The organism is Pseudomonas sp. FW300-N2F2 (assembly GCF_017351655.1).
Lineage (GTDB): Bacteria > Pseudomonadota > Gammaproteobacteria > Pseudomonadales > Pseudomonadaceae > Aquipseudomonas > Aquipseudomonas fluorescens_AA.
Genome location: NZ_JACNDQ010000001.1, coordinates 57,256 through 80,095 on the forward strand (window position 1 = coordinate 57,256; position 22,840 = coordinate 80,095).

Genomic DNA, 22,840 nt, shown 5'->3' on the forward strand with positions numbered 1-22,840 from the left:
GTTTCGATGGGATGCCCGGCGGCAGTGAACCTGTGGCGAGGGAGGCGCAGCAGTCCCAAAAACAGGGCCGCTGCGCGCCCCAGCGGGAGCAAGCTCCCTCGCCACAAGGTTTGTATTGACCTTGTGAGCGAACTTGCCGGCGCAATATTGATCAGTTCCTTACCGATCCCGCGTGAAGGAGCCTCGCGTTTTGTCTCGATTGAGTACTGTATTGCTGCTGTTCTTGCTGGCGCTGACCGGCACCAGCGCCTACGGGACCGCCGCCGTCCCTGGCACCACCACGCCCGATGAACCGCCCGCCGAACCTGCGCCGCTGGTGCAGGGCGGTTTATTGGGGGCCATCAGTTCGAGCATCGACGACGTCCAGGACAAACTCGACCTCAACCAAAGCCTGGTGGATGCCTGGCGCCTGCGGGCGGACCGGGCGGCGGATGAGGTGGACCGGCTGGTGGACCAGACGTCCCGTTCGTCCTGGCGCGTGGCGGGGGATTTCCTGTTGTTGTCCAGCGTCTGGATCGGCGCGTTTGCGCTGATCTGGTCCGCGGCGCGGTTGCTGTTGCGACATCTGGGCCACCGGCGCTGGCTGCGCACCCGCCGGCGCATGCGCGACCTGCTCGGTTATCTGCTGCCGTACACCGCTGCGGCATTGATCTGCCTGCCGCTGACCCTCTATGTCAGTCACTTTCTGCAAGTCTCGGTCGGTCGCGCCCTGGCGTTGTGCTTCGCCTACGCCACCAGCAGCGGTATTTTCTCCACCTCGGTGTTGCTGTGCGTGATCGTGATGTTCAACGCCGGCCACAAACGCCGGGCGGTGGCGATGATCCGGCGTTTCAGCCCCCGACCGTTGTTCCTGATCGGCTTTCTCGCCGCCCTCAGCGATGCCCTGACCAGCCCGCAGATCGCCCGGCAACTGGGCGGCAACATCACCAGCAGCATCGCGGTGTTCACCGGGTTGTCGGCGTCGATGATCTTTGGCTGGCTGGTGATCCGCATGCGCCGCCCGGTGGCGCACCTGATCCGCAACCGCCCGCTGGCCCAGCGCTTGAAACAACCGGCCTTGCAGGAGTCGCTGCGGATTTTTTCCGGGCTCTGGTACTGGCCGATCCTGTTGATGGTGCTGGTGTCGGCGGTGAGCCTGATCGGCGTCGGCGAGGACAACCAGAAAGCCCTGCGTTGCGCACTGTTCACCACCATCCTGCTGATCGCCACGGTGTTTCTCAGCACGGTGTTCCAGCATGTCTTCAAGTCGCCCAAGGCCGAGGCCATCCAGCACAACAGCGCCTACAAGGGGCGGCTGTTGAGTCTGTTGCACGCTTTGTTGCGGATCGTCATGGCGGTGGTATTCATTGAAGTCCTCGGGCGGATCTGGGGCATTTCCCTGTTCGAGTTCGCCTCGCGCAACGCCATAGGCCGGGCGATCAGCGATTCCTTGAGCCGCATCGGCCTGATCTTCCTGATGACCTGGCTCACGTGGGTGGTGCTCGACACGGCGATCCAGGAGGCCTTGAAGCCGCCACTGAACAAGCGCGGGGCCCGCCAGCCCAGCACCCGGGTCAAGACCATCCTGCCGCTGTTGCGCAACGCGGCGAAAATCATCCTGGTGGTGATTTGCGCAATCACCACCATGGCCAACCTGGGCATCAACGTCGCACCGTTGCTGGCCGGTGCCGGAGTGGTGGGGCTGGCGATCGGTTTCGGTTCGCAGCAACTGGTGCAGGACGTGATCACCGGGCTGTTCATCATCATTGAAGACACGCTGTCCATCGGCGACTGGGTGGTGCTCAGCTCGGGCCACGCCGGCACGGTCGAAGGCCTGACCATCCGCACCCTGCGCCTGCGCGACGGCAAGGGTTTCGTGCACTCGGTGCCGTTCGGCCAGATCAAGGCGGTGACTAATCAGTCCCGGCAATTCGCCTTTGCGTTTTTCTCCGTGCAATTCACTTACGACACCGATGTCGACCAGGCCATCGAGCTGATCCGCGAAGCCGGGCGTTCGATCGCCGAAGACCCGTTCCTCAAGTTCAACCTGCAAGGGCCGCTGGATGTGTTCGGCGTGGACAAGATGGACCTCAACGGCGTGGTGCTCACGGCGCAGTTCCGTACCGTGTCGGGTGGGCAATATGCGGTGAGCCGAGCGTTCAACCAGCAGTTGAAGAAGCTTGTGGATAACCACCCGGCGGTGCACTTTGCGCAGACTTATCCACAGCAGGTGATGTTGCCCAAGCGGTTCGTGGAAGAGCCGAAAGAAGCGGGGGAGGAGTCGTGATTCGATAAGCCTGCTCGGTAACCTGTGGCGAGGGAGCTTGCTCCCGCTCGGCTGCGCAGCAGTCGTCGCTTTGGGTGGTTATTGTATCGAGCGGATGTATGGTTTGGGGCTGCTACGCAGCCCAGCGGGAGCAAGCTCCCTCGCCACCGGTTAAGGGTGTTGGATCAGTTTACTCCGGACCTCAGCCATCCCTTGAGCATCCAACTCCATCCAAAGATGCTGCTTGCCGGCAATCTGCGCCGCCACCGGCAAGCCGTCCCGATACACCAGCCGATTACTCGCCAGCGCCGGCATTTTCGCCCCCGGCAGCAAGGTGCCGGCCAGGTTCAGCGGGTCGACTCCGCACACCGCCACCAAGCTGCCATCGGTGGGACGGCGGCGGGTTTCGCGCAGCAACGGAATCGCTTCGGGCAGGGCGAACTGTTCCCCCGCCAGGCCGCTGACAAAACGCCCGCCGCGAATCTCGCCCCGCGCCTCCAGGCGATGGAACGTGCGCAATAGCTCGCGCCAACTCGGCAGCCACTCGGCCTCCCGCTCCAGCAAGCGCCAGAACACCACGCCGTAACGGCGCAGCAGGGTCATGGCGATGTGTTCCAGGGTCTGCGGCGCGGTGGGCGCCGGGCGGTGGCCTTCCACGGGGACGGGTTGGCTGCGGCGCAACAAGGCCCAGCGCCCGGCGTCGTCCATGCCGCCGACAAACGCGCCGCGCCCGCGCCGGCTGCTGCGGGCCTGGCGTTTGCTGGCCGGGGTGATCAGCGCGCGCAAGCCGGCAAAGCTGTCGGCATTCACCAGCCCGGCGCCCACCAGTTCCTGCAAGGCGATTTCCAGTTCGCTGCGCAGCAGGTGGGCTTCATGGGCCAGTTCATCGAAAAACAGCGCGCCATGCTCGCTCAGGGCCTGATGGACTTTCTGCGTCTTGGGCGACAACTCATCAAGGGCTGTTTGCCCGGCCAGGCTGCTCCACAACGCCACCTGGCTGCGCGGCAGCAACACCACCGGCGTACTGCGCAGGGCGCTGGCGGACGGCTTCTGGCGCGCGCTCAGGCGCGTCCATACCCACTTGCCGCTGCGGCACAACTCATCGAGCCAACTGGGCGAATAGTCCTTGATCCGCCCGGGCAACAGGTCGCTGTCCCAGGCTGACGCGGCGGCCGGGTAGCCTTCGAACTGGCCGAGGATCGACGGCAGCACGGCATTGCCCCGGCCCTGGGTGGACGACGACAGGTGCTGCCAGTCGAACAGGAAGCGCATGAAGTCCTGCAACATCACCGGCTCGATTTCCCGGCGCAGGCGCTTGACCGTGTAGCGATGGATCCGCGCCAGCAAATGCCGCTCGCACCATTCCTCCTGCCCGGTGCCCGGCGTGAAGCGCCCACGCAGCACGTAGCCTTGCTGCTCGAGCTGCGCCAGGGCCTGGGTGACCTGCGGGGTCGATAACCCCAGCGGGTGGGCGATGGCCTTCAACGGCAGTGGACCGAAGGCACTGAGCCGGGCGCGGAGCACTTCCACCAGGGCTTCGTCAACGTTCCAGGCTTCATCGAAATCGGCCGGTGGGGTCAGCGCCGGTTCCCAGCGAGCCTGTGGATAAAGGGCTTGCAAGCAGCTCAGGCGCTCCAGCGGCACCCACAGTCCCCGCTCGGCGCTGATCTGTATGTGGCTGGCGCGACCACTCGCGGCCAGTGCCTGCAGCCAATCCCGCCACGATGGGTGGGCGTCGGCTTCGCTGTCGGCGATGCAGGCCAGGCTCATCAAGGCTTCGTGCATCTCATCGAGATTGGCCGGCGTCGGCCAGGCCTCATCCCGGACCGACTGGATGGCTTCGGCGTCCAGCGCGCCAAGGTCGTCGGTGGATTGTGGATCGCTCCAGCGCCGGTTGATCACCGCCTGGGTCCGCCGTTCTTCCAGCGGCGCGTCGTCGAGAAAGGTGTAGGGACGGGCGCTGAGGATTTCTGCCGCCAGCGGCGAGGGCGCCGGCAGGTCGCGGCTGATCAGGCGAATCTGGCCCGCTTCCATGCGCCGCAACAGCGTCAGCCAACCTTCGCTGTCCATGGCTTCGTGCAGGCAATCGTCGAGGGTCTGTTCCACCAGCGGGTGATCGGGGATCTCCCGCTCGCCGGCGAGGTTTTCCAGGCAGGCGATCTGGTCCGGAAACACACTGGCGATCAGGTCTTCGCTTTTCATCCGCTGGATCTGCGGGGCGACTTTGCGTCCGCCGGTGTAGCGCGGCAGGGCCAGGGCCACGCCGGCGTTCCAGCGCCAGCGCACGCCGAACAGCGGTGCATCCAGCACCGCCTGGATCAGGATTTGTTCGGCGCTGTGGCTGTTCAGGTAGCGCCAGACCTCGTCCAGTTCGAAGCTGTGGCTGGTGGACAGCGAGAGCACGATGGCGTCTTCACTGGCGGCGGCCTGCAATTCGAAGTTGAAGGTGCGGCAGAAGCGCTTGCGCAAGGCCAGGCCCCAGGCGCGGTTGATGCGGCTGCCGAAGGGCGTGTGGATGATCAGTTGCGTGCCGCCGGACTCGTCGAAAAACCGCTCCATCAGCAGCGTGTCCTGGGACGGCAGGGCGCCGAAGGCCAGGCGCGCCGGGGCCAGGTAATCGACCAATTGTTCGGCGCTGGCGAGGTTCAGGCGCAAGGTACCGGTCAGCCAGTCGAGGGCCGGTTGCAGGTTGCCCGGTGTGGCGCCGAGCAGGTGGTCGAGCTGGGCTTGCAGGCGTGCCACGGCCCAAGACAATTCGTCGCTGCGCCCCGGGGCCTCGCCGAGCCAGAACGGAATGGTCGGCGGTTGGCCCTGGGCATCCTCGACCCGCACGCGACCGGTCTCGACGCGGATGATGCGATAAGACGTATTGCCCAGTTGGAACACATCGCCAGCAATGCTCTCCACCGCGAAGTCTTCGTTGACGCTGCCGATGTTCAAGCCCTGGGGTTCGAGCAGTACGCTGTAGTCGGCGTTGTCCGGAATGGTGCCGCCGCTGGTCACCGCCGTCAGTTTACTGCCCCGGCGCCCGCGCAGGGTCCGGGTCACGGCGTCGCGGTGCAGGTAGGCGCTGCGCACGCCCTGGCGGCCATTGAGGCCTTCGGCGAGCATCTGCAACAGCGCCTGGTAATGCCCTTCGTCCAGCTCGGCGTAGGGCGCGGCGCGGCGGAAGGTTTCCAACAGCGCCTGTTCCGGCCATTCCTGGCAACTGACTTCGGCGACGATCTGCTGGGCCAGCACATCCAGCGGCGCCTTGGGGATGTGCAGGATGTCGAGTTCGCCACGGCGCACGCAATCGAGCAGGGCGGCGCATTCGATCAAGTCGTCGCGGGTGGTGGCGAACAGGCGGCCCTTGGGCGTGCCGCCGACCTGGTGGCCAGAGCGTCCCACTCTTTGCAGGAACGCCGAGATCGAACGGGGCGAGGCAATCTGGCAGACCAGGTCGACATCGCCGATATCGATGCCCAGCTCCAGGGATGCAGTGGCGATCAGTACCTGCAGTTCGCCGCGCTTGAGGCGTTGTTCGGCGTCGAGGCGAAACTCCTTCGCCAGGCTGCCGTGGTGGGCGGCCACGGCGTCCTTGCCCAGGCGTTCGCTCAGATGACGACTGAGGCGTTCGGCCAGGCGCCGTGTATTGACGAATACCAGGGTGGTGCGATGCGCCCGGGCCAGCTCGGCGAGGCGGTTGTAGACCAGTTCCCACACGTCATTGGCCATCACCGCCGACAGCGGCACCGGTGGCACCTCGATGTCCAGGTCCCGGGGACGGGCGTGGCCGATGTCGACGATTTCACAGGCGCGGCCTTCACCGACGAGAAAGCGTGACACCGCTTCGATGGGCTTTTGCGTGGCCGACAGGCCGATGCGCATCAGGGGTTCGGCGCACAGGGCTTGCAGGCGCTCCAGGCTCAAGGCCAGGTGGCTGCCGCGCTTGCTGGCGGCGATGGCGTGGATTTCATCGACGATCACCGTGCGGGTGCTGGCGAGCATCTGCCGGCCGGAATCGGAACCGAGCAGCACGTAGAGCGATTCGGGCGTGGTGACCAGGATGTGCGGCGCGGTCTTGCGCATCGCCGAGCGGTCTTTTTGCGGCGTGTCGCCGGTGCGTACGGCGGTGGTGATCGGCAAGGGTGGCAAGCCCATTTTTTGCAACTGCTCGGTGATGCCGGCCAGGGGATTCTGCAGGTTGATCTGGATATCGTTGCTCAGGGCCTTGAGCGGCGAGACGTAGACCACCAGGGTCTGGTCCGGCAGGCCGCCTTGTTCCAGGCCGCGGTGCACCAGGTCATCGAGCACCGCGAGAAACGCGGTCAAGGTCTTGCCCGAGCCGGTGGGTGCCGCGACCAGCACCGAACGCCGCTGGCCGATCAACGGCCACGCCCGGGCCTGGGCGGCCGTGACCGCCGGGAAGGTCTGGCTGAACCAGGCGCGAACGGCGGGGTGAAAGCCTGCCATGGCGTGGTCGGCTGCAAGGGGCAGATTCATAGGGCAGTTTATGCGGGCGGAGCGGCGGAGATGCAAGTATCGGCTGAGATCTGCATCGCCTGTCAGGGCCTCATCGCGAGCAAGCTCGCTCCCACACAAGATATCAGTGCCTATGCGATCCCTGTGGGAGCGAGCTCGCTCGCGATAGCGGCCTCAAGGCGCACACAAATGCCGGATCCACACTTTACGGGTGACGGTTGCGCACTAAACCCGCAAAATGCAACGATTCCGGCAACGCCTGCGGGCGTTGTCGACCCAATTTTTTGTGCCAATAGAGTGGGCCTGCTGACTTTATGCGAATGCGCCTTATGTTACTGGGCGGCGGAAATGCCCTTGGGCAGGCGCTGATTCGCCTCGGTGCAGAAGAAGACATCGGTTTTCTTGCCCCCCGCCCGCCCGAAGACGGCTGGGATGCCGCGAGCCTGACGCAACTGCTCGACGACACCCGCCCGGACGCCTTGATCAACCTGGCGTACTACTTCGACTGGTTCCAGGCCGAGGCCGTCAGCGAGCAGCGCCTGGCCAGCCAGGAGCGCGCTGTCGAGCGTCTGGCCGGGCTGTGCCAGCATCACAACATCATCTTGCTGCAACCGTCGAGCTATCGAGTGTTCGACGGTTCCCGTGCCACCGCCTACAGCGAGAAAGACGAGCCCGTACCCCTGGGCGTGCGCGGCCAGGCGCTGTGGCGGATCGAGCAAAGCGTGCGCGCCACCTGCCCGCAGCATGTGTTGCTGCGTTTCGGCTGGCTGCTGGACGACAGCGCCGATGGTACCCTCGGCCGTTTCCTGGCCCGGGCCGAGCAGCCCGAAGAACTGTTGCTGGCTGACGACCGCCGGGGTAATCCGACGCCCGTGGACGATGCCGCGCGGGTGATCATCTCGGTGCTCAAGCAGCTCGATTGCGCGGCGCCGCTGTGGGGCACCTATCATTACGCCGGGCATGAGGCGACCACGCCACTGGCGCTGGGCCAGGCGATCCTCACCGAAGCCCGCGCCCTGCATCCGCTGGCCATCGAGTCCCCCACGCCCCAGGCCCACGCCGCACGGCCGGACGCCGCGGAAGAACCGCAGCACGCGGTGCTGGCCTGCAAGAAAATTCTGCACACTTTCGGGATCAAGCCCCGCGCCTGGCGCGCCGCACTCCCGGGCTTACTGGATAGGTTTTATCGCCATGGCTGAAGGCCCTGTTTTAATCACCGGCGGCGCGGGTTTCATTGGTTCGCACCTGACCGACGCCTTGCTCGCCAAGGGGCATGCGGTGCGTATCCTCGATGACCTGTCCACCGGCAAGCGCAGCAACCTGCCGCTGGACAACCCGGCGGTCGAACTGATCGAAGGCGACGTCGCCGATGCCGCGCTGGTGGCCCGGGCCATGGCCGGTTGCAGCGCCGTGGCGCACCTGGCGGCGGTGGCCTCGGTGCAAGCCTCGGTGGACGACCCCGTGCGCACCCACCAGAGCAATTTCATCGGCACGCTGAATGTCTGCGAAGCCATGCGCCAGAACGGGGTGAGGCGGGTGCTGTTCGCTTCCAGCGCAGCGGTCTACGGCAACAACGGCGAAGGCGAGTCCATCGACGAAGAAACCCCCAAGGCCCCGCTCACGCCCTATGCCTCGGACAAGCTGGCCAGCGAGTTCTACTTCGATTTCTATCGCCGCCAGCACGCGCTGGAGCCGGTGGTGTTCCGCTTCTTCAACATCTACGGGCCGCGCCAGGATCCGTCATCGCCGTACTCCGGGGTCATCAGCATCTTCAGCGAACGGGCACAGAAAGGCCTGCCAATCACTGTATTCGGCGACGGCGAGCAGACCCGTGACTTTGTCTATGTCGAAGATTTGGTGGACTTGCTGGTGCAGGCCATCGAGAAGCCCGAGGTGGAAGTGGGCGCGGTGAACGTCGGCTGGAACCAGGCCACGACCCTCAAACAGATGCTCCAGGCCCTGGCCGCCGTGGTGGGCGACCTGCCACCGATCAGCTACGGCCCGGCGCGTTCCGGTGACATTCGCCATTCCCGGGCCGACAACCACCGGTTGTTGGAGCGCTTCAGCTTTCCCCCGCAAACACCGATGAGTGTAGGGTTGGCGCGGTTGCTGGGGCGCTAAAACTGTGGGAGCGAGCTTGCTCGCGATAGCGCTGGGTCAGTCAACATCATTGCTGGCTGATCCACCGTCATCGCGAGCAAGCTCGCTCCCACAGGGATATTCGTACCTTTAAGTTCGGCTTAGAACTTGTAGCCCAACCCCACCATGTAGATGAACGGATCCACGTCGACATCCACCTTGGCCCGGGTACCGCCGGCCACGGCGTTGTTGTCCACATAGGCGGTGGTGTCGATGTCGATGTAGCGGATCTGGCCGTTGATCATGATGTTGTCGGTCAGCATGTAGTCGGCACCGACTTGCCACGCCATGCCCCAGCTGTTTTTCGCCCGGAAGTTGCTGAAGCCATTGGCGCTGGCTTCGCTGCCCACGTGTTCGTCGTAGATCCAGGTGTAGTTGATACCGGCGCCGACATAGGGCTGGAACGCCGACTTGGCGTCGAGCGGGTAGTAGACCAGGCTCAGTGTGGGCGGCAGGTGCTTGAGGGTGCCGAGCTTGCCATTGGCCGCGCCGAGGGCGGTGCCTTTGATTTTCACGTCGTGCTCGAACGGCGAGGCCGCCAGCAGTTCGATACCCCAATTGTTGGTCAGCATGTAGGCGAAGTTCAGGCCCAGTTGCGTGTCGCTGCTCATGGTGGCCTTGCCACCCAGGTCGGCGCCGGCCAGCGGGCCACGGTCGACCTTGACACTGGAGCTGTCGGCCTCTGGATTGACGGTGATAGCGCCGGCGCGAACGATGATGTCACCGGCCGTATGGGCCTGGGCGAGCGGGGCTGCGAGCGCGAGGGCAACGAGGGAAGCGCTGAGCAAGGACTTGTGCATGGGGGCTCCAGAGGACATTTCAAAATTGATGTCCCATGGTACGGAGCCGCCTGGCCCGGTCTTTTGACACAGCTCAATGAGTCTTGGTCGATTAATTGACCCAGCTCAATGAAATGATGATGAGCAAGCCTTGACGGCCCCATCGCGAGCAAGCTCGCTCCCACACAGGTCGCATAGGCACTGAGATCTCCTGTGGGAGCGAGCTTACTCGCGATAGCTATCTGACGGACTGCCCATCACCACCCGATTCACTCCGGCAGCTCATACACATAAATCTTCTGCGCCTCCATCTGATACCCGGCGTCGGCCAGTTCACTGGTGGACGGCTTGACTTGCATCGGCCCCTCGACCCAATACGGCTGGTACAACTCGTCGAGCTTCACGCCGACCTCGCTTTTCACATGCACGATCTGGTTCGACGGCGGTGGCGGCACGTGGATGCAGGCGCCGAAATACGGCACCAGCAGGAAGTCCGTGGTGCGACCTTCCTCGCTGACTTCCAGCGGCACGATGTAGCCCGGCAAGCGAATCTGCTGGCCGTCGAGGGCCTTGACCACCGGCGCGTTGGGCAGATCCTGCTTGGCGGCCGGAGCGGACTCGGCGGCCAGGGCGTCGCTCATCTTCGACAGGTCGTGCAGCGGCGTCATGTTCGGCACTTCCGGCGGGGCGTCCGGCGGGATCATTTCCGACCAGGCCAGGTCCCTCGGCTCGGCCGCCCACAGCGGCAGGGCGACCATCATCAACAGCGCTAGCAGGGCGCGGGGCATCTTCAAGGTCCTCATAGACGGATCGACAGGCCGTCGGCCAACGATTGGCGATAGGCGCGCCAGGCCGGCACGCTGCCCATCAGCAGGGCGGCGACCAGGATGCCAGCCAGCAGCGTCCATTCATATTCGCTCGGCCAGCCCAGGGGCAAGTACAAGCCGTAGGCCGACTGCACGTAACCCTGGGCGGCGGCGATGCCGATGTACAGCAACGCCAGCCCGGCGGTGACCCCGGCCAGCGCCAGGGCAAAGGCTTCAAGTACCAGCAGCGTCGCGATATGCCACGGCCGCGCGCCCACCGAACGCAGGATCGCCATTTCCCGGCGGCGCTCGTTGAGGCTGGTGAGGATCGCCGTGAGCATGCCGATCAACCCGGTCAGGACCACGAACAGCGAAATCACGAACAAGGCCTTTTCCGCCGTGCCCATCAGGCTCCACAACTCCTGCAGTGCTACGCCAGGGAGGATGGCCAGCAGCGGTTCGCCACGGAACTCATTGATCTCGCGTTGCAAGGCAAAGGTCGAAATCTTGCTGTTGAGGCCGAGCATGAACGCGGTGATCGCTTGGGGCGTGAGGTCCATGTTACGGGCTTGGTCGGCGCTGATGCGCCCATTGCCCTGGGCCGGCACGCCGTTCTTCCAGTCGATGTGGATCGCCTCCATGCCGCCGAGGCTGATATGCAGCGTGCGGTCCACCGGGGTGCCGGTGCGCTTGAGAATCCCGACCACGGTGAAGGGCTTGTCGTCATGCTTGACCAGGCTGATCGCCGCCACGCCGTGGGCCAGCACCAGCTTGTCACCGAGCTTGTAGTGCAGTGCCTCGGCGACTTCGGCACCGAGCACCACTTCGAACGGATCGGTGGCGAAGGCCCGGCCATCGGCCAGTTCCAGGTGTTGCTGGCGGCCGTACTGGTAATGCTCGAAGTAGGCCTCGGTGGTGCCCATCACCCGATAGCCGCGATGAGAATCGCCCAGGGACATGGGGATCGCCCACTTCACTTTCGGGTTCTTGGCGAACTGTTCGAAGCTGTCCCAGCGGATGTTGTTGGTGGCGTTGCCGATGCGAAACACCGAATACAGCAGCAGGTTCACCGAGCCGGAGCGGGCTCCGACGATCAGGTCGGTGCCGCTGATGGTGCTGGCGAAACTGGCTCGCGCTTCGGTGCGCACACGTTCCACCGCCAGTAGCAGACAGACCGAGAGGGCGATGGCAAACGCGGTGAGGATCGCGGTGAAGCGGCGGTTCGCCAGGCTGGCCATGGCTAGACGGAACAAATACATCTCAGACCTCGAGTGGCGTGGCGGCGCGATTGAGATCGGCCAGCGAGAGGTGGCGGTCGAACAGCGGCGCCAGGCTCTGGTCGTGGCTGACGAACAACAGGCTCGACCCGGCCTCGCGGCATTCGGCGAACAACAGCCGCAGGAAGTTTTCCCGGGCGTCGTAGTCCAGGGCTGACGTCGGTTCGTCGGCGATCACCAGTTCCGGTTGACCGATCAAGGCCCGGGCGGCGGCGACCCGTTGTTGCTGGCCGATGGACAACGAGTCGGCGCGACGCTCCAACAGGTTCGGGTCGGTCAAGCCCAGGTGGGCCAGCAGTGTGGCGGCCGCTTGATCGACACTGCCGTGGCGCTGGGTGGCCCGCTGCGCGCGCAGTTTCGAGAAGTGGCAGGGCAGTTCGACGTTCTCGCGTACCGAGAGAAACGGCAGCAGGTTGAACTGCTGGAAAATATAGCCGGTATGGTCCACGCGAAAGCGGTCGCGGCGGCCGGCGGCCAGTTCGCTGAGTTCCTGGCCGAGCAGGCGGATGCTGCCGCGATCCGGCGTTTGCACCCCGCCCAACAGCCCCAGCAGCGTGGTCTTGCCGCTGCCACTCGGGCCCTTGAGGAACAAGGTTTCACCCGCTTCCAGGCGAAACGCCGGGATATCCAGCAAGGGCGGATGCCCGGGCCAACTGAAGCCCAGGTCGGACAGTTCGATGAGTGCTTGGGTCATATGAAACCGGTCAGATCAAGGTGAACCCCTGTGGGAGCGAGCTTGCTCGCGATAGCGCTGGGTCAGGCTGCATCTGTATTGGACGTGCCGGCCTCATCGCGAGCAAGCTCGCTCCCACATTGGGTTTTGCGGTGAATCAGAATTTCAGGGTTGGCGCCTTGGCCGTCACTTCCACGCCTTGCTGGCCACTCGGGCTGATCAGTTGTACCTGAATTTTCTGGGTGGCCGGGAAGGTTTTGAACAGTGTCGCCAGGTCCAGGTTCTTCAATGCACCAGCGGCGGCGCAGGTGAACTGGTAATGGGCATGGATCTCACTGTGCTCGTGATGTTCGTCGCCATCGGCGTCTTCGTCATGGTCATCGTGGTCCGGTTCATCGCCGAACAGCGGGCTTTCCAGTTCCTGTTGGGCCACGGTGCACTTGGCGGCGGCCGGCAGGTTGAACAGCGCCAGCGGCTTGTCCAACTGCGCCCGTACCGCGGCGACCTTGGCCTTGTCGGCATCGCTGGTGGCGGCGTGTTCGAAGCCCACCAGGTTCATCGCCGGGCTTTCCAGTTCCAGCTCCAGGGTCTGACCATCCAGTGCTGCGTTCAGTCGAGCAACGCCGTGTTCATGGGCGCCGAGGCTGCCATGTTCGTGATCATGGTCGTGGTCATGCTCCACCGCCGCATGAGCGACAGCCAATGGCAGCAGGGCGAACGGCAAAGCGAGAAGCAGACGACGCATGACGAGTCTCCGAAAAGGTTATGTAATCTTATAACGAAAGTGCGGAGAGTTTGACCGTCTGCTTGGCGTCGCGCAAGGGCCATGGGAGCATGCGTACATGAAATATTCAGGAGCACGGTGATGTTGCGGATACGCGGAACCGTCGGCGAGTGGCCGGTGGACTTGACGATCGAAATGGATGAGGGCGACTGGGCGCAGCTCGGCGCGCAGTTGCAAGTGGCCAAATCCGAAGGCGCGACGGCACCGGCGGCCAAACCGACGAACCAGGACGATGCCCAATGGCAGATCGCCAAGGAACTGCTGCGCAAGGCCGGCCAACTGAGCGGTCCGGACCTGCTGGAGCAGCTCGAAGGCCTGACCGGCAGTGCCTCGGCGGGCAAGCGCCTGTTGGTGCGCCTGCGCCACTGCGCTGAGGTCAAGGTGCTGAGCGGCGGCGATACGCCGCTCTATAACTGGAGTGGGGCTTAATACAACGCCGCGAACAGCTTGCGGCGATAGGTCGTCACCAGCGGGTGATCGTTGCCCAGCAGTTCGAACACTTGCAGCAAGGTCTTGTGGGGCAGGCCTTCGCTGTAGCTGCGGTTACGCACGAACAGCTTGAGCAGCGCATCGAGGGCAGCTTCGTACTGTTGGCGCGCCAGTTGCTGGATCGCCAGTTGGTACACCGCTTCGTCGTCTTGCGGGTCTTTCGCCAGGCGCGCCTTGAGATCGGCGGCGTCCGGCAGGTGCTTGGCCAGGCCGAGGAACTGGATCTGCGCCTTGGCACCGGCGAGGGCGGCCTTGTGCTCATCGCTTTTCACCGCGTCGAGCACCGTCTGCGCTTCGTCCAGCTCGCCGCGCTCGGTCAGGCAGCGGGCATACAGGATCAGGGCCTTGGCGTTGGTGTTGTCTTCACCCAGCAAGACGGTGAGCACGGCTTCGGCGTCGGCGAAACGACCGTCGTCGAACAGCGCCTGGGCCTGTTCGAACGGGTCGGCGGCGGCCGGCGGCGGCATCTGCACATGGGGTTCGAGCATCGTGCGTACCGCCGATTCCGGCTGGGCACCGGCAAAGCCATCAACGGGCTGACCGTCCTTGAACAACACCACCGTCGGCAGGCTGCGAATGCCGAAGCGGGCCACAATGTCCTGCTCGATGTCGCAGTTGACCTTGGCCAGCAGCAATTCGCCTTGATAGCTCTCGGCAATGGTTTGCAGCATTGGCATCAGAGCCTTGCACGGCGCACACCACTCGGCCCAGAAATCCACCAGTACCGGTTTGTGGAAAGAGTTCGCGATCACCGATTGGTCGAAATCGGCCGTGGTGGCGTCGAAGATGTAGGGCGTTTCCTGAGTCATGGGCAATCTCGTAGAGCGCTTGAATGGGGCAACTATACGGCGTGGTGGGGGGTGGCTGAAAGCGGGGTGGCGGTGAGAGGTGTGGAGATTGGCAGGGGCCCATCGCGAGCAAGCTCGCTCCCACAAGGGATCTCAAGTGTTCATGCGCCCCCTGTGGGAGCGAGCTTGCTCGCGATGCTTTCAGGGTCAGCGCCGCGCGTGGTACAGGCTCACATGCCGAAACTCTTCCGGTTCGGCCAGGTCCGGCAGGGTCATGGCCTGGAGCATTTCGATGCGTCGGTACAGCGGATGCTGGAAATCCCGCACCCGGGAATCGGCCACCAACGCCTCGCGACCACGGCTGAGGAACTGGTCGAGCAGTGGCAGGTTGGCCCGGTCGTAGAGCACGTCGGCGACCAGGATCAGGTCGAAACGATCGGCCTCGGCGAAAAAGTCCGTCGAATAACTCAACTCCACGTCATTGAGCGCAGCATTGGCCTGACAGGCGGCTATCGCCAGTGGGTCGAGGTCGCAGGCTACCACCTCCAGCGCCCCAGCCTTGACCGCTGCGATGCCCGCCACGCCGGAACCGGCCCCAAAGTCCAGCACCCGCTTGCCTTCGACCCACTGCGGCTGCTCGGCGAGGTAGCGGGCCATCGCCAAGCCGCTGGCCCAGCAGAAACTCCAATAGGGCGGCTCGTGGAGAATGCGCCGGGTTTCTTCCGGGCTGAAGGCGCGGTCCATGTTGTCGCCGTCGATCAGCCACAACTTCAAGTCAGCGCCGGGTAGCGGGCAAGCCACCAGGCGCGCGTCGCCAAGCAATTCACTCAACGCCCGTTGCAGGTCTTGCGGTGCACTCATGGCGCTTTGACGAATTGCAGGGTGCCCAACGCCTGGGTGGTCGGTTGGCTGATGCGTTGTTCCGGCAAGTGCAGGATCAACTGGCCGGACTGGCTGGCGCGGCCACGCAGTTCCACGCGGGCGCCCACCGGGAAGGCTTCCGGGTTGAAGCGCAAGCGGAAGGGCAGGGCCTGGTTGGTGCCGATCAGGCTGGAACTGGCAAGCAGTTGTTGTGGACGGTCCTTGTCGTCGATCACCAGCAGCGCCAGTTCCACTTCGGCTCCGGCCGGCACGCCTTGCAGGGTGCCGCTCAACTCGCGCTGGTACGCCGGCAGCGGTCCCAGCTCGGTGGCCTGCCGGGCCTTTTCCTGGGCCTGTTTCGGCGCGGGGGCCGGAGCGGGAGCGGCGGGTTTGGGGGCATCGCTGCTGCACGCCATCAGCAGGCTGAAAAAACTGAGCAAAACGAGCGATCGTAGCGGCATGTGTGGCTCCAGCAAGGTGAATTCCATGGATCTGACGGTAAGCCCGTCTGTATACCGTAAACCCTATGGCTTGTCTTGCCAGTGGGATGCGCTACCATGGCCCTCCCTTTTTTTGTTGCCTGCCACCATGCACTGTCCCTTCTGCGGTGCCAACGACACCAAGGTCATCGACTCGCGACTGGTCGCCGAGGGCGAACAAGTCCGCCGCCGCCGCGAATGCCTGGCTTGCGGCGAGCGTTTCACGACGTTCGAGACCGCTGAACTGGTGTTGCCGCGCCTGATCAAAACCGACGGCAGCCGCCAGCCGTTCGACGAAGAAAAACTGCGCGCCGGCATGCAGCGCGCCCTGGAAAAACGCCCGGTGAGCGTCGAGCGCCTGGAAGCGGCGCTGGTGCACATCAAGCACAAGCTGCGGGCGACCGGCGAGCGCGAGGTCAAGTCCCTGGTGGTCGGAGAGTTGGTGATGGCCGAGCTGCAGAAGCTCGACGAAGTCGCCTACATCCGTTTCGCCTCGGTATACCGGCGCTTCCAGGACCTGAACGAGTTCCGTGAAGAAATCGACCGCCTGGCCCGCGAACCGGTGAAAGAATGACTGTCCCGGCGCAGCAGGCCGTCCTCGACGCCCACTACATGGCCCGTGCCCTGGAGTTGGCGCGGCGCGGTCACTACACCACCCACCCCAACCCCCGGGTCGGTTGCGTGATCGTGCGTGACGGGCAGATTGTCGGCGAAGGCTGGCACATCCGCGCTGGCGAGCCCCATGCCGAAGTCCATGCCCTGCGGGCCGCCGGTGACAACGCCCGGGGCGCCACGGCCTACGTGACCCTCGAGCCTTGCAGTCATCACGGGCGTACCCCGCCTTGTGCCGATGCGCTGGTCAACGCCGGCGTGGCGCGGGTGGTTGCAGCGATGCAGGACCCTAACCCGGCAGTCGCCGGGCGCGGCCTGCAGCGCCTGGCCCAGGCCGGCATCGCCACCGAAAGCGGCGTGCTGGAAGGTGAGGCGCGCAAGCTCAATGAAGGTTTTCTCAAACGCATGGAACAGGGCCTGCCGTTCGTGCGGGTCAAGCTCGCCATGAGCCTGGATGGCCGCACCGCCATGGAAAGCGGCGAAAGCCAGTGGATCACCGGCCCGGCCGCACGTTCGGCGGTCCAACGCCTGCGCGCCCAGGCCAGTGTGGTGCTGACCGGCGCCGACACGGTGCTGGCGGACAATGCCCGGCTGACCGTGCGCGCCGATGAACTCGGGCTGGATGCCGAGCAGACTGTGTTGGTCATGAGCCGTCCGCCGCTGCGGGTGCTGGTGGACGGGCGCCTGCGGGTGCCGCTGGATGCGCCGTTTTTCAAGGCCGGTCCGGCGCTGGTCGCTACCTGCATGGCGGTGGAAGAACAATACGCCAACGGTCCTGAATGCATGATCGTGGCGGGCGATGACGGCCAGGTCGATCTGCGTCGGCTGCTGGTGGCGCTGGCTGCTCGGGATGTCAATGAAGTGCTGGTGGAGGCCGGTCCGCGCCTGGCGGGGGCTTTCGCCCGGCAGGGGCTGGTGGACGAGTTCCAGATCTTCATTGCCGGCAAGTTCCTCGGTTCTTCGGCGCGGCCACTGCTGGACTGGCCGCTGGCGCAGATGAAGGACGCTCCCCAGTTGAAAATCACCGAAATCCGCGCCGTGGGCGATGACTGGCGAGTCATCGCCGTTCCCGTGCCACCGGCCAGCGTATAATTCCCGGCTTTCGCTCACGCGGCGGCCCGTTCTCGAGGAGGACTCCATGTTTACCGGCATCATCGAATCCATCGGCAGCATCCGTGCACTCACCCCCAAGGGCGGCGATGTGCGGGTCTACGTCGAAACCGGCAAGCTCGACCTGAGCGACGTCAAGTTGGGCGACAGCATCGCGGTAAACGGCGTTTGCCTGACCGCCGTTGAACTGCCAGGCAACGGCTTCCTGGCGGACGTCAGCCGCGAAACCCTCGACTGCACGGCCATGAACGACCTCAAGAGCGGCAGCCCGGTCAACTTGGAAAAAGCCCTGACCCCCACCACTCGCCTGGGCGGACACCTGGTCAGCGGCCACGTGGACGGCGTCGGTGAAGTGGTCTCGCGCACGGATAACGCCCGGGCCGTGGAGTTTCGCATCCGCGCCCCGAAGGAACTGGCCAAGTACATCGCCCATAAAGGCTCGATCACCGTCGACGGCACCAGCCTGACGGTCAACGCGGTGGATGGCGCCGAATTCCTGCTGACGATCATTCCCCACACGCTGAGCGAAACCATCATGGCTTCGTACCGGCCAGGTCGCCGGGTCAACCTGGAAGTCGACTTGCTGGCCCGTTACCTGGAACGCCTGCTGTTGGGCGACAAGGCCGCAGAGCCTGACTCTTCACAACGGCGGGCCGGTAACATCACCGAAAGTTTTCTGGCCGCCAACGGCTACCTCAAATCCTGACCCAAGGGGGTGCCGCGTGGCGCTCAATAGCATCGAAGAACTGGTTGAAGACATCCGCCAAGGCAAGATGGTCATCCTCATGGATGACGAAGACCGCGAGAACGAAGGCGACCTGATCATGGCCGCCGAGTGCTGCAAGGCCGAGCACATCAACTTCATGGCCAAGCACGCCCGTGGGCTGATCTGCATGCCGATGACCCGCGAGCGCTGCGAACTGCTGAAGTTGCCGCTGATGGCGCCACGCAACGGCTCGGGCTTCGGCACCAAGTTCACCGTGTCCATCGAGGCCGCCGAAGGCGTGACCACCGGGATCTCCGCCGCTGATCGCGCGCGCACCGTACAGGCTGCCGCCGCCCGGGACGCCAAGGCCGAAGACATCGTCAGCCCCGGCCACATCTTCCCGCTGATGGCCCAGGCCGGTGGCACCCTGGCCCGCGCCGGCCACACCGAAGCAGCGTGCGACCTGGCGCGCATGGCCGGTTTCGAACCCAGCGGCGTGATCTGCGAAGTGATGAACGACGACGGCACCATGTCCCGTCGCGCGGAGCTGGAAACCTTCGCCGCCGAACACAACATCAAGATCGGCACCATCGCCGACCTGATCCACTACCGGATGATCCACGAACGTACCGTTCAGCGGATTGCCGAGCAGCCGCTGGACAGCGAACTGGGCCAGTTCAACCTGGTGACCTACCGCGACTCGGTGGAAGGCGACGTGCACATGGCGCTGACCCTGGGCACTGTATGCGCCGAAGAGCCGACCCTGGTGCGCGTGCACAACATGGACCCATTGCGCGACCTGCTGATGGTCAAGCAACCCGGCCGCTGGAGCCTGCGGGCCGCCATGGCCGCGGTGGCCGAGGCCGGCAGCGGCGTGGTGTTGCTGCTCGGCCACCCGCTCGATGGCGACGTGCTGCTGGCGCACATTCGTGAAACCGGCGATCAGGCAGCGGTGAAAAAACCGACCACCTACAGCATCGTCGGTGCCGGTTCGCAGATCCTTCGCGACCTGGGCGTGCGTAAAATGCGCCTGATGAGCGCACCGATGAAATTTAATGCGATATCCGGTTTCGATCTGGAAGTTGTAGAATACGTGCCCTCCGAATAATGGCCCGGAGATTCCGGCATTGTTGTTCACTTAAGGCTAGTTAGATTCATTGTGGCGAGGGAGCTTGCTCCCGCTTGGGTGCGCAGCACCCACAACAGGGGCCGCTTCGCAGCCCAGCGGGAGCAAGCTCCCTCGCCACAAAAGCTTGAAAATGAACAGCATGACGGGATTTCCGATGCAGTATTCGTGGCTAATATCACTGAAGGAGCGCGTATAGAACGCGCTCTGGCTCTTTAAGAGATCTGACGAATGACCCTGAAGACCATCGAAGGTACCTTCATCGCCCCTAAAGGCCGCTACGCTCTGGTAGTGGGCCGTTTCAACAGTTTCGTGGTCGAGAGCCTGGTTGGCGGTGCGGTCGATGCCCTGGTTCGCCATGGCGTGAGCGAAAGCGACATCACCATCATCCGTGCCCCTGGCGCCTTCGAAATTCCGCTGGTTGCGCAGAAAGTCGCTCAAAAGGGCGAATATGCGGCGATCATCGCCCTGGGCGCGGTCATTCGTGGCGGTACTCCGCACTTCGAATACGTGGCTGGCGAATGCACCAAGGGCCTGGCCCAGGTGTCCATGGAATTCGGCGTGCCGGTCGCTTTTGGCGTGCTGACCGTTGACTCCATCGAACAAGCCATCGAACGTTCCGGCACCAAGGCCGGTAACAAAGGTGCCGAAGCTGCCCTGTCCGCCCTGGAAATGGTCAGCCTGCTGGCGCAGTTGGAGGCCAAGTGATTAGCGACGAAAGCGATCGTTTCAACCCGCGCGATCCAAAGCCTGCGGACGCCGGCAAGCCATCGAAAAGCGTCAAGCGTCGCGAAGCCCGTCAGCTCGCGACCCAGGCGCTGTATCAATGGCACATGGCCAAGCAATCGCTGAACGAGATCGAAGCGCAGTTTCGGGTCGATAACGATTTCAGTGATGTCGACGGTGCTTATTTCCGCGAGATCCTGCACGGGGTCCCGCAGTTCAAGACCGAAATCGACACCGCGCTCACGCCTTGCCTGGACTTGACCATCGAAGAGCTGGATCCGGTTGAACTGGCGGTTCTGCGCCTGTCCACCTGGGAACTGCTCAAGCGCGTCGACGTACCGTACCGCGTGGTGATCAACGAAGGGATCGAACTGGCGAAAGTCTTCGGTTCCACCGATGGTCACAAGTTCGTCAACGGTGTGCTCGACAAGCTCGCCCCGCGCCTGCGTGAAGCTGAAGTGAAGGCGTTCAAGCGCTGATTGGCGCTTGTTATCCCAATGGGTGAGTTTGAGCTGATCCGTAACTACTTCGCCGCCGCGCCTTGCGCGCAGGGCGGCGAGGGCGTTGCGCTGGGGATCGGCGACGACTGCGCCTTGCTGACAGCTCCTCCCGGGGAACAGCTGGCGGTCTCCACCGACACGCTCGTGGCCGGTGTGCATTTTCCAGAGCCTTGCGACCCGTTCCTGCTCGGCCAGCGCTCGCTGGCCGTGGCGGTCAGTGACCTGGCTGCCATGGGCGCCAAGCCTTTGGCCTTTACCCTAGCCCTGACCTTGCCGGCGGTGACCACCGATTGGCTGCAAGCCTATGCCCGCGGTTTGAACCAGATGGCCCAGGCCTGTGGCGTGGCGCTGGTGGGAGGGGACACCACGCGTGGGCCGTTGAGCCTGACCATGACCGTGTTCGGCCACGTGCCTTCCGGCCAGGCCCTGACCCGCAGCGGCGCCCGGCCCGGCGACCTGCTGTGTGTCGGCGGCGAACTGGGCAATGCCGCCGGCGCCTTGCCGTTGGTACTCGGTCAGCGGCGCGCCGAGCCTGGGATTGCCGAGCCACTGTTGGCACATTATTGGTCGCCCCGACCGCAGATCGACTTGGGCCTGGCGTTGCGGGGAAAGGCCAGCGCGGCGATGGATATTTCCGATGGCCTGCTGGCCGATTGCGGGCATATTGCCCTGTCGTCCGGGGTAGCCTTGCAGGTTGAACGGGACCGACTGCCGCTGTCCAACGCTCTGGTAGCGTTTCTTGGCGAGGCCGATGCCGCACAGGCCGCCCTGAGCGGCGGTGACGATTACGTGCTGCTGTTCGCCCTGCCTCCGAACCGATTGTCAGCGTTGCAGGCCGAAGGCTGGCCGATCCATGTGATCGGCAGCGTCCTGGCCGGGCAAGGCGTCACGCTGGTGGACAGCGACGGGCACGACATCACCCCGCACGTACGGGGCTATCAACATTTTCGGGAGACACCGTGACAGATCATCCCAACCAGGTCCCGGCAGAGTTCGTTCCGCCTTCGGTCTGGCGCAATCCCTGGCATTTCCTGGCATTTGGCTTTGGTTCGGGCACTTTACCTAAAGCGCCGGGCACCTGGGGCTCGCTGGTTGCGCTACCCTTCATTCCGTTGTGGCAGATGTTGCCGGACTGGGGCTACTGGTTGATGCTTGGCATCACCATGCTGTTTGGCTTCTGGCTGTGTGGCAAAGTGGCGGACGACCTGCGGGTGCACGATCATGAAGGCATCGTCTGGGACGAAATGGTCGGCATGTGGATCACCTTGTGGTTGGTGCCGGAAGGCTGGTATTGGTTGCTGACGGGATTTCTGGTGTTCCGTTTCTTCGATATCCTCAAGCCGTGGCCGATCCGCTGGATCGACCGACATGTGCACGGAGGTGTCGGGATCATGCTCGACGATGTATTGGCCGGGGTTTTCGCCTGGCTGGCAATGCAAGGATTGGTGTGGTGTTTCACCTGAAGGAGCCAGGCATGGGCGTAAGCCGCGCACTACTGCTGTTGCTGTGTTTAGGAGCCTGTATGGGGGTGAGGGTGGCCGAGTCGGCGCCGCAGCCTGACAAGGTTCGCGCGGCGAGTGAGGAGTGGGCCGATTACACCCAGGCCGACGGACAGGGCATGGGCTGGGACATCTTGCGCGCGGTGTTCGAGCCTGAAGGCGTCAAGCTGGAAATCCGCAGCGTGCCCTACACCCGTTCGATCGGGCTGGTGCAGCGCGGCGAGGTCGACGTGCAGGTCGGCGCCTATCGGGATGAATCCGAAGGCGTGCTTTACCCGAAGTGGCACTACGACGTCGATCACATCTATGCCTTGGGGTTGGCCTCCAAGCCGACGCCCACCCTGGCGACGATTGGCAACTATCGACTGGTATGGATGCGCGGGTACGAATACAACAACTACCTGCCCAACATCCGGCGTTTCAATGAGATCCACCGGGCGGTGGGTATCTTGCCGATGCTGATCCATGAGCGAGCGGATTTTTACATCGATGCGTCGATGGAAATCGAAGAAGTGCTCGCCAAGGCCGATAATCCGAAGCAGTTCAAACTCTCGCCGCTGATCAATTTGCCTCTCTACCTGGGCTTTGCCAACACCGCCAACGGACGGGCATTGAGCGAGCTGTTCGACCGGCGGATGGAAGTGCTGGTGAAAACCGGCCAGCTCAAGCCGATTTTCGAACACTGGAAGCAACCCTATCCTTTCGACGAGAATGGCAAGCCACCGAAGCCGTAATCAAACTTTTCGATGGTTATGGCCGACAATTCAGCCTAAGCGT

General features: G+C 64.0%; 22 protein-coding genes. 13 read left to right on the forward strand and 9 right to left on the reverse strand.

Going from position 1 to position 22,840, the window contains the following annotated elements:
• Positions 1-190: 190 nt before the first annotated feature.
• Entirely contained in the window at positions 191-2,266 is a 2,076-nt protein-coding gene (locus J4E63_RS00330; protein WP_207280624.1) for a mechanosensitive ion channel family protein, read from the forward strand.
• A gap of 150 nt (positions 2,267-2,416) precedes the next feature.
• On the opposite strand, the gene J4E63_RS00335 is transcribed toward J4E63_RS00330, so the two are convergent.
• Positions 2,417-6,730, reverse strand: coding sequence for a DEAD/DEAH box helicase (locus J4E63_RS00335; RefSeq protein WP_207280626.1), 4,314 nt, complete (start codon positions 6,728-6,730; stop codon positions 2,417-2,419).
• A 293-nt stretch (positions 6,731-7,023) separates the two neighbouring features.
• Between J4E63_RS00335 and J4E63_RS00340 the strand changes: the two genes are divergently transcribed.
• Both J4E63_RS00340 and J4E63_RS00345 read left to right on the forward strand, forming a co-directional pair.
• On the forward strand, positions 7,024-7,908 hold the full coding sequence (locus J4E63_RS00340) for a sugar nucleotide-binding protein (protein WP_060740408.1): 885 nt from the start codon (positions 7,024-7,026) through the stop codon (positions 7,906-7,908).
• On the forward strand, positions 7,901-8,830 hold the full coding sequence (locus J4E63_RS00345) for an NAD-dependent epimerase/dehydratase family protein (RefSeq protein WP_207280628.1): 930 nt from the start codon (positions 7,901-7,903) through the stop codon (positions 8,828-8,830). The genes J4E63_RS00340 and J4E63_RS00345 overlap by 8 nt, the downstream gene beginning before the upstream one ends.
• Before the next feature lie 119 nt (positions 8,831-8,949).
• On the opposite strand, the gene J4E63_RS00350 is transcribed toward J4E63_RS00345, so the two are convergent.
• The 5 genes from J4E63_RS00350 to J4E63_RS00370 all read right to left on the reverse strand — a co-directional run bounded on the left by J4E63_RS00350 (position 8,950) and on the right by J4E63_RS00370 (position 13,128).
• A complete protein-coding gene (locus J4E63_RS00350; RefSeq protein ID WP_060740410.1) occupies positions 8,950-9,648 on the reverse strand; it encodes an OmpW family protein in 699 nt (232 codons plus the stop codon).
• A gap of 248 nt (positions 9,649-9,896) precedes the next feature.
• Positions 9,897-10,415, reverse strand: coding sequence for a DUF3299 domain-containing protein (locus J4E63_RS00355; protein WP_025215734.1), 519 nt, complete (start codon positions 10,413-10,415; stop codon positions 9,897-9,899).
• Positions 10,416-10,426: 11 nt separating this feature from the next.
• Positions 10,427-11,692, reverse strand: a complete 1,266-nt coding sequence (locus tag J4E63_RS00360) for an ABC transporter permease (RefSeq protein ID WP_092476109.1) — start codon at positions 11,690-11,692, stop codon at positions 10,427-10,429.
• Position 11,693: 1 nt separating this feature from the next.
• Positions 11,694-12,404 carry an ABC transporter ATP-binding protein gene (locus tag J4E63_RS00365; RefSeq protein WP_060740412.1) on the reverse strand — a complete coding sequence of 237 codons (711 nt, stop codon included), beginning with the start codon at positions 12,402-12,404 and terminating at the stop codon, positions 11,694-11,696.
• 136 nt (positions 12,405-12,540) lie between these two features.
• Entirely contained in the window at positions 12,541-13,128 is a 588-nt protein-coding gene (locus tag J4E63_RS00370) for a DUF2796 domain-containing protein (RefSeq protein ID WP_207280630.1), read from the reverse strand.
• Positions 13,129-13,248: 120 nt separating this feature from the next.
• Between J4E63_RS00370 and J4E63_RS00375 the strand changes: the two genes are divergently transcribed.
• A complete protein-coding gene (locus J4E63_RS00375) occupies positions 13,249-13,596 on the forward strand; it encodes a hypothetical protein (protein ID WP_207280632.1) in 348 nt (115 codons plus the stop codon).
• Here J4E63_RS00375 and trxA read toward each other — a convergent pair.
• From trxA to J4E63_RS00390, 3 genes are all read right to left on the reverse strand, one after another.
• On the reverse strand, positions 13,593-14,465 hold the full coding sequence (gene trxA / locus J4E63_RS00380) for a thioredoxin (RefSeq protein ID WP_060740415.1): 873 nt from the start codon (positions 14,463-14,465) through the stop codon (positions 13,593-13,595). The genes J4E63_RS00375 and trxA overlap by 4 nt on opposite strands.
• 186 nt (positions 14,466-14,651) lie before the next feature.
• Complete coding sequence (locus J4E63_RS00385; protein WP_207280634.1) at positions 14,652-15,305, reverse strand: methyltransferase; 654 nt, start codon at positions 15,303-15,305, stop codon at positions 14,652-14,654.
• The gene (locus tag J4E63_RS00390; protein ID WP_060740417.1) at positions 15,302-15,766 is read right to left on the reverse strand and encodes a YbaY family lipoprotein; all 465 of its coding nucleotides are present in this window, start codon (positions 15,764-15,766) and stop codon (positions 15,302-15,304) included. Before J4E63_RS00390 ends, J4E63_RS00385 begins: the two co-directional genes overlap by 4 nt.
• A 127-nt stretch (positions 15,767-15,893) precedes the next feature.
• Between J4E63_RS00390 and nrdR the strand changes: the two genes are divergently transcribed.
• From nrdR to J4E63_RS00435, 9 genes are all read left to right on the forward strand, one after another.
• Entirely contained in the window at positions 15,894-16,358 is a 465-nt protein-coding gene (gene nrdR / locus J4E63_RS00395) for a transcriptional regulator NrdR (protein WP_013694316.1), read from the forward strand.
• A complete protein-coding gene (gene ribD, locus J4E63_RS00400; protein ID WP_207280636.1) occupies positions 16,355-17,488 on the forward strand; it encodes a bifunctional diaminohydroxyphosphoribosylaminopyrimidine deaminase/5-amino-6-(5-phosphoribosylamino)uracil reductase RibD in 1,134 nt (377 codons plus the stop codon). The genes nrdR and ribD overlap by 4 nt, the downstream gene beginning before the upstream one ends.
• Before the next feature lie 46 nt (positions 17,489-17,534).
• Positions 17,535-18,212 (forward strand): riboflavin synthase, encoded by a 678-nt coding sequence (locus J4E63_RS00405; protein WP_103311338.1) that lies wholly within the window; start codon positions 17,535-17,537, stop codon positions 18,210-18,212.
• Positions 18,213-18,228: 16 nt separating this feature from the next.
• Complete coding sequence (gene ribBA / locus J4E63_RS00410; protein ID WP_003206026.1) at positions 18,229-19,320, forward strand: bifunctional 3,4-dihydroxy-2-butanone-4-phosphate synthase/GTP cyclohydrolase II; 1,092 nt, start codon at positions 18,229-18,231, stop codon at positions 19,318-19,320.
• Between the two features lie 249 nt (positions 19,321-19,569).
• Positions 19,570-20,046, forward strand: a complete 477-nt coding sequence (gene ribE, locus J4E63_RS00415; RefSeq protein ID WP_003206025.1) for a 6,7-dimethyl-8-ribityllumazine synthase — start codon at positions 19,570-19,572, stop codon at positions 20,044-20,046.
• Complete coding sequence (gene nusB / locus J4E63_RS00420; protein WP_003185935.1) at positions 20,043-20,543, forward strand: transcription antitermination factor NusB; 501 nt, start codon at positions 20,043-20,045, stop codon at positions 20,541-20,543. Before ribE ends, nusB begins: the two co-directional genes overlap by 4 nt.
• 18 nt (positions 20,544-20,561) lie before the next feature.
• Positions 20,562-21,527, forward strand: coding sequence for a thiamine-phosphate kinase (gene thiL, locus J4E63_RS00425; protein WP_207280638.1), 966 nt, complete (start codon positions 20,562-20,564; stop codon positions 21,525-21,527).
• Positions 21,524-22,027, forward strand: coding sequence for a phosphatidylglycerophosphatase A (locus J4E63_RS00430; RefSeq protein WP_053125805.1), 504 nt, complete (start codon positions 21,524-21,526; stop codon positions 22,025-22,027). Before thiL ends, J4E63_RS00430 begins: the two co-directional genes overlap by 4 nt.
• An 11-nt stretch (positions 22,028-22,038) precedes the next feature.
• Complete coding sequence (locus J4E63_RS00435; protein ID WP_207280639.1) at positions 22,039-22,797, forward strand: ABC transporter substrate-binding protein; 759 nt, start codon at positions 22,039-22,041, stop codon at positions 22,795-22,797.
• The last annotated feature ends 43 nt before the right edge of the window (positions 22,798-22,840 follow it).

Bases quoted from the DNA above. Each gene is read 5' to 3' on its own strand.
- J4E63_RS00405 (WP_103311338.1), top strand. From the start codon at position 17,535: ATGTTTACCGGCATCATCGAATCCATCGGCAGCATCCGTGCACTCACC.
- J4E63_RS00365 (WP_060740412.1), bottom strand. From the start codon at position 12,404: ATGACCCAAGCACTCATCGAACTGTCCGACCTGGGCTTCAGTTGGCCC.
- J4E63_RS00385 (WP_207280634.1), bottom strand. From the start codon at position 15,305: ATGAGTGCACCGCAAGACCTGCAACGGGCGTTGAGTGAATTGCTTGGC.
- J4E63_RS00335 (WP_207280626.1), bottom strand. From the start codon at position 6,730: ATGAATCTGCCCCTTGCAGCCGACCACGCCATGGCAGGCTTTCACCCC.
- J4E63_RS00360 (WP_092476109.1), bottom strand. From the start codon at position 11,692: ATGTATTTGTTCCGTCTAGCCATGGCCAGCCTGGCGAACCGCCGCTTC.
- J4E63_RS00390 (WP_060740417.1), bottom strand. From the start codon at position 15,766: ATGCCGCTACGATCGCTCGTTTTGCTCAGTTTTTTCAGCCTGCTGATG.
- J4E63_RS00350 (WP_060740410.1), bottom strand. From the start codon at position 9,648: ATGCACAAGTCCTTGCTCAGCGCTTCCCTCGTTGCCCTCGCGCTCGCA.
- thiL (WP_207280638.1), top strand. From the start codon at position 20,562: ATGGGTGAGTTTGAGCTGATCCGTAACTACTTCGCCGCCGCGCCTTGC.
- J4E63_RS00375 (WP_207280632.1), top strand. From the start codon at position 13,249: ATGTTGCGGATACGCGGAACCGTCGGCGAGTGGCCGGTGGACTTGACG.
- ribE (WP_003206025.1), top strand. From the start codon at position 19,570: ATGACCCTGAAGACCATCGAAGGTACCTTCATCGCCCCTAAAGGCCGC.
- J4E63_RS00370 (WP_207280630.1), bottom strand. From the start codon at position 13,128: ATGCGTCGTCTGCTTCTCGCTTTGCCGTTCGCCCTGCTGCCATTGGCT.
- J4E63_RS00345 (WP_207280628.1), top strand. From the start codon at position 7,901: ATGGCTGAAGGCCCTGTTTTAATCACCGGCGGCGCGGGTTTCATTGGT.
- trxA (WP_060740415.1), bottom strand. From the start codon at position 14,465: ATGACTCAGGAAACGCCCTACATCTTCGACGCCACCACGGCCGATTTC.
- nrdR (WP_013694316.1), top strand. From the start codon at position 15,894: ATGCACTGTCCCTTCTGCGGTGCCAACGACACCAAGGTCATCGACTCG.
- ribD (WP_207280636.1), top strand. From the start codon at position 16,355: ATGACTGTCCCGGCGCAGCAGGCCGTCCTCGACGCCCACTACATGGCC.
- J4E63_RS00355 (WP_025215734.1), bottom strand. From the start codon at position 10,415: ATGCCCCGCGCCCTGCTAGCGCTGTTGATGATGGTCGCCCTGCCGCTG.
- J4E63_RS00340 (WP_060740408.1), top strand. From the start codon at position 7,024: ATGCGAATGCGCCTTATGTTACTGGGCGGCGGAAATGCCCTTGGGCAG.
- J4E63_RS00435 (WP_207280639.1), top strand. From the start codon at position 22,039: ATGGGCGTAAGCCGCGCACTACTGCTGTTGCTGTGTTTAGGAGCCTGT.